The 16,479-nt window shown below is 73.2% G+C and carries 15 protein-coding genes and 1 pseudogene; 7 read left to right on the top strand and 9 right to left on the bottom strand.

The window, feature by feature from the left end; all coding sequences use genetic code 11:
• Window positions 1–70: 70 nt before the first annotated feature.
• Both mgtE and RM540_RS02955 read right to left on the bottom strand, forming a co-directional pair.
• Window positions 71–1,459 carry a magnesium transporter gene (gene mgtE / locus RM540_RS02960; protein WP_311661978.1) on the bottom strand — a complete coding sequence of 463 codons (1,389 nt, stop codon included), beginning with the start codon at window positions 1,457–1,459 and terminating at the stop codon, window positions 71–73.
• A 48-nt stretch (window positions 1,460–1,507) separates the two neighbouring features.
• On the bottom strand, window positions 1,508–2,476 hold the full coding sequence (locus RM540_RS02955; protein WP_311661976.1) for a ribosomal RNA small subunit methyltransferase A: 969 nt from the start codon (window positions 2,474–2,476) through the stop codon (window positions 1,508–1,510).
• A gap of 44 nt (window positions 2,477–2,520) precedes the next feature.
• Between RM540_RS02955 and RM540_RS02950 the strand changes: the two genes are divergently transcribed.
• A complete protein-coding gene (locus RM540_RS02950) occupies window positions 2,521–2,928 on the top strand; it encodes a hypothetical protein (RefSeq protein ID WP_311661974.1) in 408 nt (135 codons plus the stop codon).
• 42 nt (window positions 2,929–2,970) lie between these two features.
• On the opposite strand, the gene RM540_RS02945 is transcribed toward RM540_RS02950, so the two are convergent.
• On the bottom strand, window positions 2,971–3,627 hold the full coding sequence (locus RM540_RS02945; RefSeq protein ID WP_311661973.1) for a Uma2 family endonuclease: 657 nt from the start codon (window positions 3,625–3,627) through the stop codon (window positions 2,971–2,973).
• 25 nt (window positions 3,628–3,652) lie between these two features.
• On the bottom strand, window positions 3,653–4,753 hold the full coding sequence (locus RM540_RS02940; protein WP_311661971.1) for a vWA domain-containing protein: 1,101 nt from the start codon (window positions 4,751–4,753) through the stop codon (window positions 3,653–3,655).
• Window positions 4,754–4,998: 245 nt separating this feature from the next.
• On the opposite strand from RM540_RS02940, the gene RM540_RS02935 reads away from it, so the two are divergent.
• Window positions 4,999–5,646 carry a response regulator transcription factor gene (locus tag RM540_RS02935; RefSeq protein ID WP_311661969.1) on the top strand — a complete coding sequence of 216 codons (648 nt, stop codon included), beginning with the start codon at window positions 4,999–5,001 and terminating at the stop codon, window positions 5,644–5,646.
• Window positions 5,647–5,787: 141 nt separating this feature from the next.
• Here the strand turns inward: RM540_RS02935 and RM540_RS02930 are convergent, their stop codons facing one another.
• Complete coding sequence (locus RM540_RS02930; protein ID WP_311661966.1) at window positions 5,788–6,435, bottom strand: hypothetical protein; 648 nt, start codon at window positions 6,433–6,435, stop codon at window positions 5,788–5,790.
• A gap of 164 nt (window positions 6,436–6,599) precedes the next feature.
• Here RM540_RS02930 and RM540_RS02925 point away from each other — a divergent pair, with 164 nt between their 5' ends.
• The gene (locus RM540_RS02925; RefSeq protein WP_311661964.1) at window positions 6,600–7,382 is read left to right on the top strand and encodes an enoyl-CoA hydratase; all 783 of its coding nucleotides are present in this window, start codon (window positions 6,600–6,602) and stop codon (window positions 7,380–7,382) included.
• A gap of 122 nt (window positions 7,383–7,504) precedes the next feature.
• Here the strand turns inward: RM540_RS02925 and RM540_RS02920 are convergent.
• Window positions 7,505–8,607 (bottom strand): annotated as a pseudogene (locus tag RM540_RS02920) (ISAs1 family transposase).
• 301 nt (window positions 8,608–8,908) lie between these two features.
• On the opposite strand from RM540_RS02920, the gene ccsA reads away from it, so the two are divergent.
• On the top strand, window positions 8,909–11,437 hold the full coding sequence (gene ccsA, locus RM540_RS02915) for a cytochrome c biogenesis protein CcsA (RefSeq protein WP_311661962.1): 2,529 nt from the start codon (window positions 8,909–8,911) through the stop codon (window positions 11,435–11,437).
• Window positions 11,438–11,608: 171 nt separating this feature from the next.
• Here the strand turns inward: ccsA and RM540_RS02910 are convergent, their stop codons facing one another.
• Complete coding sequence (locus RM540_RS02910) at window positions 11,609–12,430, bottom strand: ZIP family metal transporter (protein WP_311661960.1); 822 nt, start codon at window positions 12,428–12,430, stop codon at window positions 11,609–11,611.
• A 75-nt stretch (window positions 12,431–12,505) separates the two neighbouring features.
• Complete coding sequence (locus RM540_RS02905; RefSeq protein WP_311661958.1) at window positions 12,506–13,180, bottom strand: metal-dependent transcriptional regulator; 675 nt, start codon at window positions 13,178–13,180, stop codon at window positions 12,506–12,508.
• Window positions 13,181–13,368: 188 nt separating this feature from the next.
• Between RM540_RS02905 and RM540_RS02900 the strand changes: the two genes are divergently transcribed.
• The 3 genes from RM540_RS02900 (at window position 13,369) to RM540_RS02890 (ending at window position 16,080) form a co-directional block, all read left to right on the top strand.
• Window positions 13,369–13,746 carry a thioredoxin family protein gene (locus RM540_RS02900; protein WP_432280799.1) on the top strand — a complete coding sequence of 126 codons (378 nt, stop codon included), beginning with the start codon at window positions 13,369–13,371 and terminating at the stop codon, window positions 13,744–13,746.
• A 72-nt stretch (window positions 13,747–13,818) separates the two neighbouring features.
• Window positions 13,819–15,483, top strand: a complete 1,665-nt coding sequence (locus tag RM540_RS02895) for a TonB-dependent receptor (RefSeq protein WP_311661957.1) — start codon at window positions 13,819–13,821, stop codon at window positions 15,481–15,483.
• Between the two features lie 159 nt (window positions 15,484–15,642).
• Window positions 15,643–16,080: a TonB-dependent receptor gene (locus RM540_RS02890; RefSeq protein WP_311661955.1), complete on the top strand. Its 438-nt coding sequence runs from the start codon at window positions 15,643–15,645 to the stop codon at window positions 16,078–16,080.
• A gap of 24 nt (window positions 16,081–16,104) precedes the next feature.
• On the opposite strand, the gene RM540_RS02885 is transcribed toward RM540_RS02890, so the two are convergent.
• Window positions 16,105–16,389: a hypothetical protein gene (locus tag RM540_RS02885; protein WP_311661953.1), complete on the bottom strand. Its 285-nt coding sequence runs from the start codon at window positions 16,387–16,389 to the stop codon at window positions 16,105–16,107.
• Window positions 16,390–16,479: the final 90 nt, after the last annotated feature.

The raw sequence follows: 16,479 nt of genomic DNA, 5'->3' as shown, positions 1-16,479 counted from the left end.
GTGGTTCGGGGTACGAGGTACGGCTGCTGACCCTCCACGTGCTACGTACCCGGTACCGAGTACCCCGTACCTACAGGTACAGGAGCGTCGCGACGGCGAAGAAGATGGTCAGGCCGAGGATGTCGTTGGAGACCGTGATGAACGGCCCCATCGCGAGCGCCGGGTCGATCCCGACGCGGCTCAGGCCCAGCGGGACCGTCGCGCCGATGAGCGTCGAGAGCACGATGACGACGAGGAGCGCGAGCCCGGACGTGAGCGCGAGCCGGGCGGGGTCCTCGCCGAACCCCGACACAACGACGATGAGCGCGAGCGCGAGAGCCAGGACGACCCCGTTCAGGAGCGCTACGGCCAGCTCCTTCCCCAGCCGACGCGCCAGGTCGCTCGACCACAGGTCGCCGGACGCCAGCCCCTGCACCGCGATCGCCGACGACTGGATGCCCGCGTTGCCCGCCATCGCCATCACGATGGGGATAAAGAGCGCGAGCACCGGGGCCACCTGCAGCGCCTCCTCGAACCCCACGATGACGAGGCCCGACACGTAGGCCCCGCAGAGCCCGAGCAGCAGCCACACGAGCCGCCCCCGGCTGACCGCGAAGACGGACGACGACAGCTCCTCCTCGCCCGTGATCCCGACCGCCCGCTGGATGTCCTCCTCGGCCTCCTCGCGGACCACGTCGAGCACGTCGTCGACCGTGATCCGCCCGACGAGGCGGCCGCCGGCCGAGACGACCGGGAGCGCGACGAGGTCGTACCGCTCCATGACGCGGGCGACCTCCTCCTGGTCGAGGTCGGGCTCGACCGCGATCGGGTCCGGCTCGGCCACGTCGGCCACGAGCGCGTCGGCGCGGGCCAGGAGCAGGCGCTTGAGCGGGACCACGCCCACCAGCCGCCCCGCCCCGTCGAGCGCGTAGACCACGAACACGGGGTCGACCGTGGCCGCCTTCTCGCGGACGGCCTCGGTCGCCTCGGCGACGGTCGCCGACGCCGGGACGGCGACGAACTCGGTCCCCATGAGCCCGCCGGCCGTGTCGTCGCCGTAGCTCAGCAGGGCCTCGACGTCGAGCGCGTCTTCGAGCAGGACGAGCACCTTTTCGACCTGGTCCAGCTCGATGTCGGCCAGCACGTCAGCCTGGTCGTCGGTGTCGAGCGGGTCGATGAGGGCGACGAGCGCGTCCGTCGAGAGGCCGTCGAGGAGCCCGCCCCGCTCGGCGCCCTCGAGCTCGGGGAGCACGAGGCTCCGGGCCTCGCCGGGCATCCACGCGAACACCTCGCGGGCGGCGCCCAGCGGGAGGTGCCGGAGCAGCGTCGCCTGGTCGGCTGCCCGGAGGTCGGCGACGAGGTTGAGGACCATACCCCGCTCGCCGCCCTCGACGAGCGCCTCCACGTTGCCGACCACCTCGTCGTCGACGACCGGCCCGCCGGGCGGGGCGGGGTCGAGCGCGGGGGCGGCGTCGGTCACGGGCGGGGTGGGCAGGCCGCCCCGCCCGAGCCCCAGGCGGGGCGGGCGCTAGGCGGCGTCGAAGTGGCGGGCGAGGCGGACGAAGTCGGCCGGCGAGACGGCCTCGGGGCGGAGCGTGGCGGCCCACTCGGGCACGGCCACGCCAGCGGCCTCGGCGACCGTCCCGAGGCTGTTGCGGAGCATCTTCCGCCGCTGGCCGAACGCGGCGCGGACGACCCGCTGGAGCGCTGGGAAAGCTACGTCCGGCGGCTCGGCCGCCCCAAAGTCCAGGGCGACCACGGCGCTCTCCACGGCCGGTTTGGGCCGGAAGCAGTGGCGGGAGACGGTGAAGAGCGTGCGCGTCTCGGCGTAGAGCCCGAAGTACACCGAGAGCGTCCCGTACGTCTTCGACCCGGGCGGGGCGGCCAGCCGGTCGGCCACCTCCTTCTGCACCATCACGACCGCCCGCGCCACGTGCTCCCGGGCGTCGAGCAGCGCGAACAGGATGGGCGAGGTGATGTAGTACGGGAGGTTGCCGACGACGTAGAGCGCCTGCGGCGCGGGACTGGGGACTAGGGACGGGGGACTGGGGGGACGCGCGTCGGGCGCCCCGCCCCGCTCGACCGCCCCGCCCCGCGTTAGCGGGGTGGTCTGGGGAGAGTCCCCCTCCTGGACAGGAGGAGCTAGGGGTGGTGGACGACGCGGGCGGGGCGGTCCGCTTGCCGCCCCGCCCTCTTGCCCCTCGTCTCGTCCCCCTTCGCCCGCGAGAGCGCCCCAGTCCGCCTCCAGCACGTCGCCCTGGCGCACGTCGAGGGCGGGGTGGGCGGCGCGGAGGTGGGCGACGGCCTCGGGGTCCACCTCCAGCGCGACGAGGTCCGGGTAGCGCTCCAGGAGCACGCCCGTCAGCGCCCCCTCGCCCGGCCCGATCTCGACCACGCGCGCGCCGGGAGGGGCGGCCACGGCGTCCGCGATCCGGCGGACCGTGTTGGGGTCGGTCAGGAAGTGCTGGCCGAGGCGCTTTTTCGGACGGACGGACACGGGCGGGGCGGTAGACTGGACGCCCTCAGAGCCCCGCCGACCCCGTGACGTTCCCCCGCCTCGCCCGCGCCGCCGTTCTCGGCGCCCTTTTCGCCGCGCCGGTGGCGGCCCAGGACGCCCCCGCCGACTCGGCCGCCGCCCCGCCCGCGGCCGTCCGCCTCGACGTGCGGCGGCTCGACGTGGACTCACTGAGCGTCACGGCCCGGTCGCTCGACGCCCGGCTCAACCTCGACGCCCACGTCGGCGACCTGGTGCGGATCGAGGCCGGCGTCCGCGTCCGCCTCGACAGCGTCGACGTCGACATCCGCGGCGCCGAGGCGGTCGCCGACCTCCGCATCCAACTCGACGCCGTGGTCCGGGTGCTCCTGGAGGCGCTCGCGGCCGTCCGCGAGACGCCCGCGCTCGTTGAGGGCGCCCCCGACGCGGCGGCGGGCGGGGCGGGGCGGGACTGAGCGGCGGGCGGCCTCCGCCCCGCCCTCTCGGCCGGCCTCCGGCTACTCTGTCCCGGGCTCCTCCGCCTCCAGGAGCGACCGCAGCAGCGCGAACGCGCTCGGGAGCGGGTCCTGAAACAACACCTGCGGGTCGAAGCGGAAGCCCCCGACCGCCCCGCTCTCAAACACGCCGCCTGAGAGCGGGGCCGCGCGGTAGACGCCGCCGGCCTGGTACGGCTCGCCGTCGAGGCGGTAGAACGCGGCCTCGCGGCGGACGGGGTCCACGAGCCAGTACTCGGGGACGCCGACGCGCTCGTAGCCCTCGAACTTCGTCTCGCGGTCGCGCCGCCCGGACGACGGCGACACGATCTCGACGGCGAGGTCGACTGGCGCCCGCGCGTCCTTGACGTCCAGGATGCCGAGCCGGTCGGCCCGGATAAAGAGGACGTCGGGCTCGTAGCCGTTCTCGTCGTCGACGCGCATCGTTGTCCGCGACCCGAACACCTCGCCGAGCCCCCTTGCTTCAGCGTAGCCCTCCAGGAGGATGAGGAGGAACTTGAACAGGCGTTCGTGGAGGACGCTCGTAGACATGTCGATGACGGCATTCCCGTCGATGAGGTCGCCCTTCATCCCGTCCGGGAAGAGGGCGACGTACCGCTCGTACGGCGTCATCTCGGCCGGCGCGTCGGCTGAGGGCGGGGCGGGAGCGGGGCGGGGCAAGGCCATGTCGAGAACCTACGGCACGTTAGCGGACCCGCTTCCGCCGGTTGCGGACGTAGTCCTCGAACAGGAACCCGCCGAGCTCGTCGAGGCCGGCGTAGTACGCCCGCCCGTGGTTGACCTCGGTGAGCTGGCGCACGAAGTCCTGGAGGTACGGGTCGCGCGCGATCATGAACGTCGTGATGGTCACGCCCTCGCGGCGGCAGATGGCGCCCTCGTCCAGGACCTTGTTGATGATCTTGCGGTCGAGCCCGTAGGCGTTCCGGTACATCCGGCCGTTCTCGACGTGGCACGACGGCTTGCCGTCGGTGATCATGAAGATCTGCTTGTTCCGGTTCTTGCGGCGGCGCAGGATCTGGCGCGCGCGCTCCAGTCCGGCCCGGGTGTTCGTGTGGTACGGGCCGACCTGGAGGTAGGGAAGGTCCTTCATCTCGACCTCCCACGCCTCGTTCCCGAACGCCACGATGTCGAGCGTGTCCTTGGGGTAGCGCGTCGTGATGAGCTCGGCGAGCGCGAGCGCCGTCTTGCGGGCCGGCGTGATCCGGTCCTCGCCGTAGAGCACCATCGAGTGGCTTAGGTCGATCATGAGGACCGTGGCCACCGACGTGTGGTGGTCGGTCTCGAACACCTGGAAGTCGTCCTGCTCCAGCGAGAACTCGCCGATGCCGCCGCGGCGGAACGCGTTCGAGAGCGTGCCGGTGACGTCGAGGTCGTGGACGTCGTCGCCGAACGCGTAGGGCCGCGTCTCGGGCTGGCGCTCCGAGCCCGCGCCGGCGAACGGCGTCTTGTGGTTGCCCCGCCCCGCCTTGCGGAGCGACGTGAAGATCTCCTCGAGCGAGCGCTCGCGGAGCCCGCGCTCGGCCTTGGCCGTGATGGACACGACGCCGCTCTCCTCGTCGCGGTCGATGTAGCCCTGGTTTTTGAGCTCCTCGATAAAGTCGCCGAGCCCCATCTCGTCGTCGGTGACGCCGTACTCGTTGTCGATGGCCGTGAGCCACCGGAGGGCCTCGTCGGCGTCGCCGCCGGTGTGGAGGAGGAGCTGCTGGAAGAGGTCGAGGAGCGTGTCGAACGTCGAGCGCTGGCTGCCGTGGCGCGCGTCGTCCCACTCCGAATAGCGGAACCGCATGGACGTAGAGGAATCGTTGGAGGCACAGCACGACGAACGCGCCGCCCCGTTCCGCCCGTGCCCACCTGCGGCGTCCGCCCCGCCCCCCGCGAGCGGGGCCGGTGGGCGGGGCGGTTCCAGCCGTCCCCCCATGCCGGGAGCCTCCCGTAGCCCCGTATTCTTTACGGCCCGGCCGGGCGTGCGAGGACACCGACCGCCCCGCCCGCCGAGTTGTCGGTGAACCTCCCCCCTTAGACGGTCCCCCCATGAAGCGCCGCGTCTACCTCGTCGAAGACCACCCCGTGACCCGCGAGGGCCTCCGCGCGCTCGTGGACAAGACCGCCGACCTCGCCGTCGTGGGCGAGTCGGGCGCGGGCGCCGACGTGCTCGACGGGATCGAGCGGACGTCGCCGGACGTGGCCGTCGTCGACATCACGATCGCGGGGACCGACGGGATCGAGCTCACCAAGCAGATCCGGGCCGTCTACCCCGACCTCCCGGTCCTCGTGCTCTCGGCCCACGCCGAGACCGTCTACGCTGAGCGGGCCGTCCGCGCCGGCGCGCGGGGCTACGTGATGAAGCAGGAGCCGCCGGGCGTGCTGCTCGCCGCCATCCGCTCGGTCCTCGACGGCGACCTCCACCTCTCGGACGCCATGCGCGACCGGGTCGTCGGGAGCTACCTCACGTCGTCGGCGCCGGCGTCGTCGGCCGTCGACGAGCTCACCGACCGCGAGCTCGAGGTGTTCCGCCACTTCGGCCACGGCATGACGACGGTCCAGGTGGCCGACGTGATGATGGTGAGCCCCAAGACGGTCGAGACCCACCGCGTCCACGTCAAGCAGAAGCTGGGCATCGAGACGACGAACGAGTTCGTGCAGCGGGCGACGCTCTGGGTGTCCCAGAACGACGCGTAGACCGCCCCGCCCGGGCACCGCGTGGGCGGGGTGGCGGCCGTGGGGGCGACCGCCGGTCGCCTGAACCGGCCGCGCCCACGGAAACCCGCCGCCCCGCCCACGACGTGCGGGCGGGACGGCGGGACCGACGGGCGGGGCGGGTCAGTCGGGGAGCCCGAACGCGGCCTGGACGGCCTCGTAGTCGCGGAGGTCGACGCGCGCGGCGGCCTGGTTGGTGAAGAACAGCTCGTCGGGGATGACGACGAGGCGGAGATCGATCTGGTCCGGCCCGTCCTCGACGCGCTGCGGGAGGATCAGGTTGAAGAGCGCGTTCGGGTCGGCGAACCTCGACGAGGGGATCGAGGAGACGACGTCGAAGTAGAGGTTGCCGTTGTCGAACGAGTACTCGTAGCTCGCGAGCAGCGTCGTCGCGAGGATGTCGCCGTCGGACACGTCATCGTCGTTGGTGTCGCCGAACACGATGTCGTTGAACCCGCGCGTGAGCGGGAGCGCGGCCCACGTCCCGTTTTCGGCCCCACCGGTGAGCGAAACGAGCTCGACGTCGATGTAGAGCATGACGAGGTCGCCGTCGCCCGCGGTCGCGAGCGCGTCGCCGAGCGCGTCGCCGGACGTCTGCGCGTTGCCTCCGTAGAACGTGGCCCTCAAGCCGTCCGGGCTGGGGTCGAAGGTCCGGGCGTCGAACCGGAGGTCGGTCACGAACACCTCCAGCGCGGTGTCGTCGACGTCGTTCGAGTCGCAGGCGCCGAGCGTGAGAACGAGGGCGGCGAGGAGGGAGAGGCGGCGTAGCATAGGGGTCCCGGGGGGCGGGGAGAGGGAGGTGCTGGACAGGCCGCCCAGAGGCGGGACCGGGTAACGCCGCCGGGCGGGGCGGATCGTATGGGCCGGGACCCCGCCCCGCCCCGCCCCGGTAGAGGGGCCGCCCCGCCCGTTGCTCCCCGGCCCGCCCCGCCCCCATGTCCGAGACCGCCCCCGACCACGTCGCCGTCGAGGCCGCCGGCGACGGCGTCCGCCACCTCGTCCTCGACCGCCCCGCCAAGAAGAACGCGCTCACGCGCGCCATGTACGCCCGCCTCGCCGACGCGCTCACCGAGGCCGCCGACGACGCCGACGTCCGCGTCGTCGTGCTGAGCGGGCGGGGCGGCGTGTTCACGGGCGGCAACGACCTGGGCGACTTTATGGAGGAGCCGCCGACGGGGCCGGACAGCCCGGTCTTCCGGTTCCTCTCGGCCGCCGTCGGGTTCCCCAAGCCGCTCGTGGCCGCCGTCGCCGGCCCGGCCATCGGGATCGGGACGACGGTCCTCCTCCACTGCGACCTCGCCTACGCCGCCGCGGACGCCGTCTTCAAGATGCCGTTCGTGGACCTCGGCCTGGTGCCCGAGGCGGCGTCGAGCCTGCTGCTCCCGCGCCTCGCCGGCCCCGCTCGGGCCGCCGAGCTCCTCCTGTTCGGCGAGTCGTTCACGGCCGAGACCGCCCGCGAGATCGGCCTGATCAACGCCGTCGTCGGCGGCGACGTGGTCGGCCACGCGGTCGAGCGGGCGCAGGCGCTCGCGCAGAAGCCGCCGGCCGCGCTCCGCCAGACGAAGGCGCTCTTGCGGCGGGCCTCGGCCGACGAGGTCGGCGAGACGATCGCCCACGAGGGCCGCCTGTTCGTCGAGCGCCTGGGCTCGCCCGAGGCTGCCGAGGCGTTCACGGCCTTTTTCGAGAAGCGCGCGCCGGACTTCTCGGCGTTCGAGTAAGAGGCTGTTTGGATGTCCCCCCCCCTACCGGAGGAAGGCCGGGTGGGGGACAGATGTCGACCCGGGGCGGGGCGGGTGGATCGTCCCCACCCTCCCGACCTCCCCCCGCTGGGGCAGGGCTGTTAAGTTCTGAGGATCGCGAGCATCGCGCGCACCCGGTTCGCCAGTCGCGACCGCGCCGCCGTCGGCGACCACTCCCCGTTGTGACGCAGCACCGACAGCGTCGCGCCCCGGATCAGCGAGAGCACCGCCGCGCCGGCCTTCGAGCGCACGCCCCCGGCGTCTTCGTTCTGGAGCACGTCCTTGCACCAGTGCAGCCGGTTCTCGACGTGCCAGTGCGAGCGGACGAGGTCGGCGAGCACAGCGGCCCCGTCGGTCCGGCTCGTCACGTAGAGCCCGGTCCGTTCGTACACCGCCCCGTCGCGCACGCCCGAGCGGGTCACCCGGACCACGCGCCCGACCTCCGGCCACTCGCCCTGCCACGCGGGCGGCTCGTAGACCTCGACGACTCGGCGGACGAGCCGCCCCCGCGTCCGTTCGGTGGTGTCGCTCACCGACAGCGGCGCGCCCGAGGTCTGCGCCTCGGACTCGGCGTAGAGCCGGGGCGCGTTCCGCTTCAGCTTGACGAGCCAGTCGCCGCCGGCGTCGTGGACGGCGCGGAGTGTTTTTTTGAGCAGTGCAGCGCGTCGAGCGTCACCGTGGCCCCCGTCAGGTCGAGCGCGGCGGCCAGGTCGGCGATGAGGTCCTGGGCGGCTGCGATCTCGCTCGTGTCGCCGTTGCGGTAGGCCGTCGCCGAGGCGACGATGCCGGAGCGGACGCCGTAGGCGGACGCGAGGGCCACGAAGTCTTGCTCGGCGGTCGCGTGGCCGTCGGCGTCGAGGCCGGAGACGGTCGAGCGGACGGCCTTGGCGTCGAGGGCGAGGACCTCGCCCTCGGGGAGCCGGTCGGTGGCCCAGGCTCGGAACGCGGCCGAGAGCGCGGCGGGGTCGACGGCCTGGAGCACGGCCCGGACGGTGACGTGGGACGGCAGCGCGTGGCGCTTGAAGCCGAGGTGCTCGCGGAGCGCGTCGGCGTTGTCGCGGAGGAAGCGGCTGATGGGCCGGTAGCCGTGGTGGCCGCTCATCGTGGCCATGACGGCGCCGCCGAGGATGGCGTGGAGCGGGTGGCGGAGCCCCTGGGGGCGGCGCGGGTCGGGGACGGTCGCGAGGTGGTCGAGCAGGGTCATGCGCAGAACTTACCAGCCCTGCCCCGCTGGGGGGAGGAGAATGCTGTACAGTCCCAAACAACCTCCAAGAGGCGGTAGGGTCCGGCCACCCCGCCCGCCGAGCAGCGCGGGCGGGGCGGTGGCAGGCACGCGCGGGTGGGACGGGCATCACGGCGGACGCGCGGGCGCCGCCCCGCCCGTCCGGCACCACCCCGCCCGTCCCCAGAAAACGCGCCGTCCCACCCCGTCAATCCACGTCCGGCGCACACGACCGGGCGGGGTGGCCGCGTAGTTTCAAGCCCCGCCGAACCCCCGCCTAGACATGGTCGGACCTATCGGGCACGTCGCCCTCGTCGTCGCGTTTGTCGCCTCGCTGGCCGCGCTCGTCAGCTTTGCCCTCTCGTCGCGCGACCGCGCGGACTCGGCCTCGTGGGCGCGCGTCGGGCGGTGGAGCTGGGCGGCCATGGCCGGGGGCGTCGCCGTGGCCTCGGCCATGCTGTGGACGGGCCTCTTCGGCTACCACTTCGACCTCGCCTACGTCTACCAGCAGACGTCGACGGCGATGCCGTTCCGGTACAAGTTCTCGGCGTTCTGGGCCGGCCAGGAGGGGTCGCTCCTGCTCTGGGGGATCATGACGACCGTCGTCGGCGGACTCCTCATCCGGTGGTCCACGCGCGCCGCGGGCGGGGCGGAGACGGTCGGACCGCAGGCGGGCGGGGCGGCCGCCGAGGCGCGGCGGCTCTTCGCCGGCCCCGTCCTGGCCGTGGTCGCGCTGTGCCAGGCGTTCGTGCTGTCGATGATCGTCGGGCTCAAGCTCGGCCCCGTCACGATCGGCGCCAACCTGTTCCAGCCGCTCGCCGAGCGGTTCCCCGACGCCCCCATGCTCCAGGTCGCCGGCTTCGTCCCGGCCGACGGGCAGGGCCTGAACGACCTGCTCCAGAACCCGTGGATGACGATCCACCCGCCGATGGTGTTCGTCGGGTTCACGCTGCTCATGGTCCCGTTCGCGTTCGCGGTCGCCGGCCTGTGGCGGCGGCGGTACACGCAGTGGGTCCGCCCCGCCCTGCCGTGGGCGCTCGCCGGGTCGGGCGTGCTCGGGGTCGCCATCATGATGGGCGGGTGGTGGGCCTACGAGACGCTCTCGTTCGGGGGCTGGTGGGCGTGGGACCCCGTCGAGAACTCGTCGTTCGTGCCGTGGCTGTTCGCCGTCGCCGGGCTGCACGCGATGGTCGTGCAGAAAAAGACGGCCGGCGGCCACAAGGCGGCCCTCTGGCTGACGGTCCTCGCCTTCCAGCTCTGCATCTACTCCACGTTCCTCACGCGGAGCGGCATCCTGGGCGACGTGAGCGTCCACAGCTTCGTCGACCTCGGGCTCTACAACCAGCTCCTCCTCTGGATCGGGACGATCGGGGCGCTCGGGTTCGGGCTCCTCGTGTGGCGCTGGCGCGACCTGCCCGCGCCGGCCACCCCGCCCGCGGCGCTCAGCCGCGAGTCGCTCGTGTTCACGGGCGCCCTGCTCCTGGCCGTCGCGGGCGGGGTGATCGCGTTGGGCACGAGCGCGCCGATCCTGGGCCGGCTCTTCCGCGACAACCCGAGCGCGGTCCCCGTCGCGTTCTACAACACGTGGACGCTCCCGCTCGCCGTCGGCGTGGCGTTCCTGGCCGGGATGGGCCAGCTGTTCTGGTGGCGCAAGATGACGGTCGAGGACGCCAACCGCGTGCTCGTCCGCCCGGTCCTCGCGACCGTCGCCTGCACCGTCGCCGTCATCATCGCGACCCCGTTCGTCCAGGAGACGGTCGACCTCGGCCCTGGGCTGGGCGTCGAGGCCCCGCGCGTGGCGTCGGCCGAGGCCGGGCTCCTGCCGGGCGGGGTGGGAGACTTTTTCGCGACGCACGGGACGAGCATCCTGCTGCTCCTCTTGCTGTTCTCGGCCTTCTTCATGCTCTGGGGCAACCTCTCGGTCATGCTCCGGGTCGGGCGCGGCAACGCGAAGATGGTCGGCGGCTCGCTCTCGCACGTCGGGTTCGCCGTGCTGCTCCTCGGCATCTTTGCCTCGTCGGTCTTTAACGACCCGATCTCGGACGGCGCCGGGACCGACATCCAGGGCAGCCGCGAGAACGTCGTCGTCCCGCTCGGGCGGACGGTCGCGGCCGACGGCTACCGCTGGACGTACACCGGCCAGGACGTGAACGAGGACGGCCGCCCGGTCTACCTCATGGACGTCGTGGACCGCCAGGGGCGCGCGTTCCAGACACGGAACGTGGTCTACAAGGACGGCCGCGACCAGTGGATCCAGCACCCTGACGTCCGTGAGGGGTTCACGCGCGACCTCTACGTGGCCGTCTTCCCGTCGGCCATGAACGAGCAGCCCGAGGGCGAGACCACGGCGACGCTGGCGCCCGGCGACTCGGTCCGCCTGGCGACCGCGGGCAACGAGCACGCCTACACGGTTCGGTTTACGAACTACGAGCTCGACGTGGACGCCGACGCGGCCGGGCTCGACCGCGACGCGGTCGACCTCGCCGTCGCCGTCCGCCTCGACGTGACCAACGAGACGACGGGCGAGACGCGCGCGCTCTTCCCGGTCTACGTCATCACGACGGACGGCATGCAGGAGTACGTCCAGAACCGGGCGACCGACTGGGGGCTCGGCGTCGCCTTCGTGGGCATGCAGGTCGACGACGGCTCGATCCGGCTCATGTTCGACGGCGCGCACCTGGCGACTGAGGAGTGGGTCGTGGTGCAGGCGTACGAGAAGCCGTTCATCTCGCTGCTCTGGATCGGGACGGGGCTCCTCGGGTTGGGGTTCGCCGTGTCGTTCCGGCGCCGGCTGGGCGAGGCCCGGCGGTAGGGCGCCGCCCCGCCCGCGCGCTGTGGGCGGGGCGGACGTCTCCGCACCGGGTCGACGGGCGTGAGCGGCCTGCCGCCCCGCCCCTGCGTCCTCTCGGCGGAGGGCTGACACCGAGTGGGGTGGTTCCGACCAGCGTCGCGGGGCGGCCGCCTCCACCTCACCCTTGCACGGTCAGCCGAGCGCCACGTCGAGCGTCATCATGACGGCGAAGCCGCCGAGGGCCGCCATCGTCGCGAGGTCGCCATAGCGCTCCTCCGCCTGGCTCTCGGGGACCAGCTCCTCGATGACGACGAAGATCATGGCGCCGGCCGCGAACGCGAGCGCGTAGGGAAGCAGCGGGCGGACGGCCAGGACCGCGAGCGCGCCCAGGACCGCTGACACCGGCTCGACGACGCCCGAGAGCTGGCCGTACCAGAACGCCCGACCGCGGCCCATCCCGTCGCCCCGGAGCGGCATCGAGACGGCGACGCCCTCGGGGAAGTTCTGGAGCCCGATCCCGATCGCCAGCGCGACGGCCCCGGCGAGCGTGGCGCCCCCATCGATGCCCGCCGCCGCCGCCCCGAACGCGACGCCGACGGCCAGCCCCTCGGGCACGTTGTGGAGCGTGATGGCCGTGACGAGGAGCGTCGAGCGGCGCCACGTGCTCGGGACCCCTTCGGTCTCGCCGCGCATGCCGTGGAGGTGCGGGAGCACGGCGTCAGCGAGCCGGAGCACCGCCCCGCCCGCGAGGAACCCGACGACGGCCGGGACCCACGGGATCATCCCCTGCGCCTCGGCCATGTCGATGGCGGGCGCGAGCAGGCTCCAGAAGCTGGCCGCCGTCATCACGCCGGCGGCGAACCCGAGCATCCCGGCCAGGAGCGCCCGGTTCACCGTCCGCGTGACGAACACGAGGGCGGCGCCGGCCGCCGTCATGCCCCAGGTGAACAGGCCGCCGTAGAGCGCCTGCTGCCACGGCGGGAGGTCGCGGACGAGGTCGTAAGCAGTATCCATTGAGAGGAGATAGGAGTGGGGGGGCCAACGACGCCTCGTTGGCTCGGGCGGGGCGGTCTCCCCGCCCGTCGCCTGCTACTCGCCCACGTCGTCGAGGAAGAGGAAGGGCGGGGCGGCGGCGCCCAGCGAGACGGTCTCGCCGGCGCGGTCGCCCGAGAGCAGGTGGAGCACGACGGCCCCGTCGTCGCCGACGGCGTCCAGGCGGAACCGGGTGCCGGGGTAGAGGCCCGCCCCGCCCACGGCGCGGAGCAGGTCGGCGTCGTGGTCGCTCACGCGCGCGACGGTCGCCGCCTGCCCGGGCTCGAGGCGCGCGAGCGGGAGCAGGTCGCGCTCCGAGAGCACGAGGTCGGGCGAGGGGATCGGCGCCCCGTGCGGGTCGTGCGTCGGGTGCCCGAGCGCGGCGTCCATCCGCTCTTCGAGGTCCTCGGAGAGCACGTGCTCCCACGCCTCGGCCTCGTCGTGGAGCCGGTCCCACGGGACGCCCAGCGCCTGGTGGAGGTAGGTCTCGACGAGCCGGTGGTGGCGGATCGTCTCGACGGCCACGAGCCGCCCCGCCTCGGTCAGCCGCGCGCCCTGGTACTTCTCGTGGGCTACGAGGCCCGAGGCCGCCAGCTTTTTCAGCATCCCCGTCACCGACGCCGGCGACACGCCGAGCCGGTCGGCCAGGGCGCTCGTCGTGGCCGCCTCGCCCGAGCGGCCGAGGTCGTAGACCGACTTGAGGTAGTCCTCGACGGCGGGCGTGTGCGACATGGGAGCGGGGGCCAGAGGGCGGGGCGGCCCGGGGTCAACGCGGGAAGGTCGGTGCGGGTGCGGGGCGGGGCGGTGAAGATTTTAGGCTTGCCAAAACTAGATTGTTGTTTTAGGTTAGCCTAAATATCTCCTGCCTCGCCGCCCCGCCCGCCCTCGCGCAGGTCGAGTGGGCGCCGCTTCCCGCGGCCTTGGAAGCAGCCGAGGCCGAGAGCCGCCCCGCCCTCGTCTACGTGCAGGCCGCGTGGTGCGGGCCGTGCCGGCGGCTCGAACGCGAGACGTTCGCGGACCCCGCCGTACAGGACCGGCTGCGGCGCTTTGCCCGCGCGCGTCTCACGGTCGACGACCGCGACCGGGCGCACCGCGTCGGGCCGTGGCGGCTGAGCGAGGCCGAGTGGGCGGCGCACTACGGCGCCGAGGCCGCGCCGACGCTCGTGCTCCTCGCCCCCGACGGGACCGTCCTCGGCCGCCAGTCCGGGTCCTTGTCGCCCAGCGGCCTGCTCCCCATCCTCGACGCCGTGCTCGCCGCGACGGCGCCCGCCCCGCCCGCCGACGAGGCGAGGCGGTGAAGCCGCGTCCGCCCGCCGGCCGCCGGCCCGCCTTGCTCTCCTGCTTCCGCTTTTCCGCCCCGCCCATGCCCCGTGTCTTCTACGGCCTCGCCCTCGTCGCCCTCCTGTGCTCCTCGGCCGCGGCGCAGACGGTCGAGGGGAGCGTCACGTCGGGCAGCGCCTCGGTCCCGCTCGCGACCGTCCGCCTCGTCGGCGGGCGGGGCGGCCGCCGACGCCGACGGCCGGTTCCGGCTCCGGCTCCCCGGCCCGGGCACGTTCACCGTCTCGGTCTCGGCCGTCGGCTACGCGCCGGTCCAGCGCAGGGTGACGGCCGGAGCGGGCGAGACGATCCGCCTCGACGTCGACCTCGACGCGGCGACGTACGAGGCCGGCGCCGTCGTGGTCACGGGCACGCTCGAGCAGATGGCCGTCCGCGACTCGCCGGTCAAGGTCGAGGTCGTGCCCGCCCGGTTCCTCGAGACCACGCCGTCGGCCAACGTCATGGACGCCGTCGAGCGCGTGAACGGGCTCTACCAGCAGATCGACTGCGGCGTGTGCTACACGAACAACATCCGCATCAACGGGATCGACGGGCCGAACACGGCCGTGCTCATCGACGGCATGCCGGTCATGTCCAGCCTGGCGACGGTCTACGGCCTCAACGGGATCTCGCCCATGCTCATCAAGCAGGTCGAGGTCGTCAAGGGGCCGATGTCGACGCTCTACGGGTCCGAGGCGCTCGGCGGCGTCATCAACATCATCACCAAGGATCCGTCGACGGCGCCCCGGCTCTCGACGAACGTGTTCTCGACGACGCACGCCGAGATGGCCGCCGAGTTCGCGGCCGTCCCGCTCCGGGGCCGCACGAGCGCGCTCGTGAGCGGCACGCTCTTCCACGTCGCCGACTACCACGACAACAACGGCGACGGCTTTTCCGACCGCCCGTTCGAGACGCGGCTCGCCCTCTTCGGCAAGGCCACGCGCCAGGACACGCAGGGGTTCGAGCGGGCGAGCCTCGTCGCCAAGGCGTACGTCGAGGACCGCGCGGCCGGCTTCGAGCCGTTCCTCGACGACGTCGGCGGCCTGCGCGGCTCGGACCGGGTCTACGGCGAGTCCATCTACACGCGCCGCGCCGAGCTCATCGGGACGTGGACGCCCCGCCCCGACCTCACGGTCCGGGCCTCCGGCGCGCTCCACGACCAGGACTCGTACTACGGCGACGTGCCCTACGCCGCGACCCAGGCCGACGGGTTCGGCCAGGTCGTCTGGACGCCGCCGACGGAGGGGACCGCGCTCGACGGCCACAACCTGCTCGCCGGCGCCGCCCTCCGCGCCATCCGCTACGACGACGGCTCGGCCGCGACCGGCGTCTACGACGACGCCGGCGCGCTCGTCGAGAACCGCCCCGACACGCGCGTCGTGCCGGGCGTGTTCGTCCAAGACGACTGGCGCGTAAACGAAAGACTCCCCCTGCTCGGCGGCCTCCGCGCCGATGTTCAGCCGGGCTACGGCGTCATCCCGTCGCCGCGGGCTGCGGTCAAGTGGCGGCCGGCCGAGGCCACGACGGCCCGGCTCAACGTGGGCACCGGCTTCCGCGTCGTCAACCTGTTCACCGAGGACCACGCGGCGTACACCGGCGGCCGGGCCACGCTCATCCTGGAGGACCTGGAGCCGGAGCGGAGCGTGAGCGTGACCGGGAGCCTCCAGCAGATCTTGGGCGCAACGTCGCCCGTGACGGTCGACATCGACGCCTTCTGAACCCGGTTCTCGAACAAGATCGAGCCCGACTACTCGGTCCCGGGCGAGATCCGCTACGCCAACCTCGACGGCGGCGCGACCACGCGCGGCGTCGCGCTCCAGGTCTAGGGGTCGCTGGGCCGCGCCCTCCGCTACACCGTCGGCGCGACGGTCCTCGACGTGTTCGTGGAGCAGGACGGCGAGACGCGCCCGCTCGAGTTCGCGCCCGACTACCAGGGCACGGCCGGCGTCACGTGGGAGGCCCCGGGCGGGGTGGTCCTCGACTACTCGGCGCGGCTGAACGGGCCGATGGCGCTGCCCCAATACGGCCCGGACGTCGCGGCCGCCTACCAGGCGGCGACGGGCGCCTCGCTCTACACCGAGTCGCCGGTCTACACCGTCCACAACCTCCAGCTCACGAAGGACCTCCAGTTTGGCGGGCGGATGGCCCAGCTCTACCTCGCGATCGAGAACGCGTTCGACTACAAGCAGTCGAGCCCCCTCATTGGGTTCTACGAGGGCGTGCCCGGGTTTAGCCCCACGTTCGACACGGCCTACGTCTACGGCCCCATCGAGGGCCGGCACTTTGGGGCCGGCGTCCGCTTTACGCTGCCCTAGCCGCCCCGCCCGCGCCGACGTCGCTCACGGGGCCAGGTCGAGAGGCGTCCCGGCCGGAAGCGACTCGGCGGCGACGATGGCGAGCGAAGCGCTGTCGAGCGTGAGGCGGACCGGCGTCCCCGGCGCGATCCCGTCGAAGGCGCCCGGCTCCTCGACGCGCATCCCCATTTGCATGGCGTCCATCCGCCCCGGGATCGTCTCGTGGTCGACGAGCGCGGCCTGCCCCTCGAACTGCGGCCCGACGTAGACGCCGCGGACGGTGAGCGTGGGCGGGGCGGGCTCGGCGCACGCGGCGACGGCGAGGAGCACGCCGAGCCACCCCGCCCACAGAAAGCGACCTCCCCGCCCTCGGCGGGGGCGGGGCGGGAGGCGGCCGGCGCGGGCGGGGCGGCTCAGCAG

The organism is Rubrivirga litoralis (assembly GCF_031846415.1).
Classification (GTDB): Bacteria; Bacteroidota; Rhodothermia; order Rhodothermales; family Rubricoccaceae; genus Rubrivirga; species Rubrivirga litoralis.
Note: the sequence above shows the minus strand (reverse complement) of the source record. Positions and strands in the feature narration are given on the sequence as shown.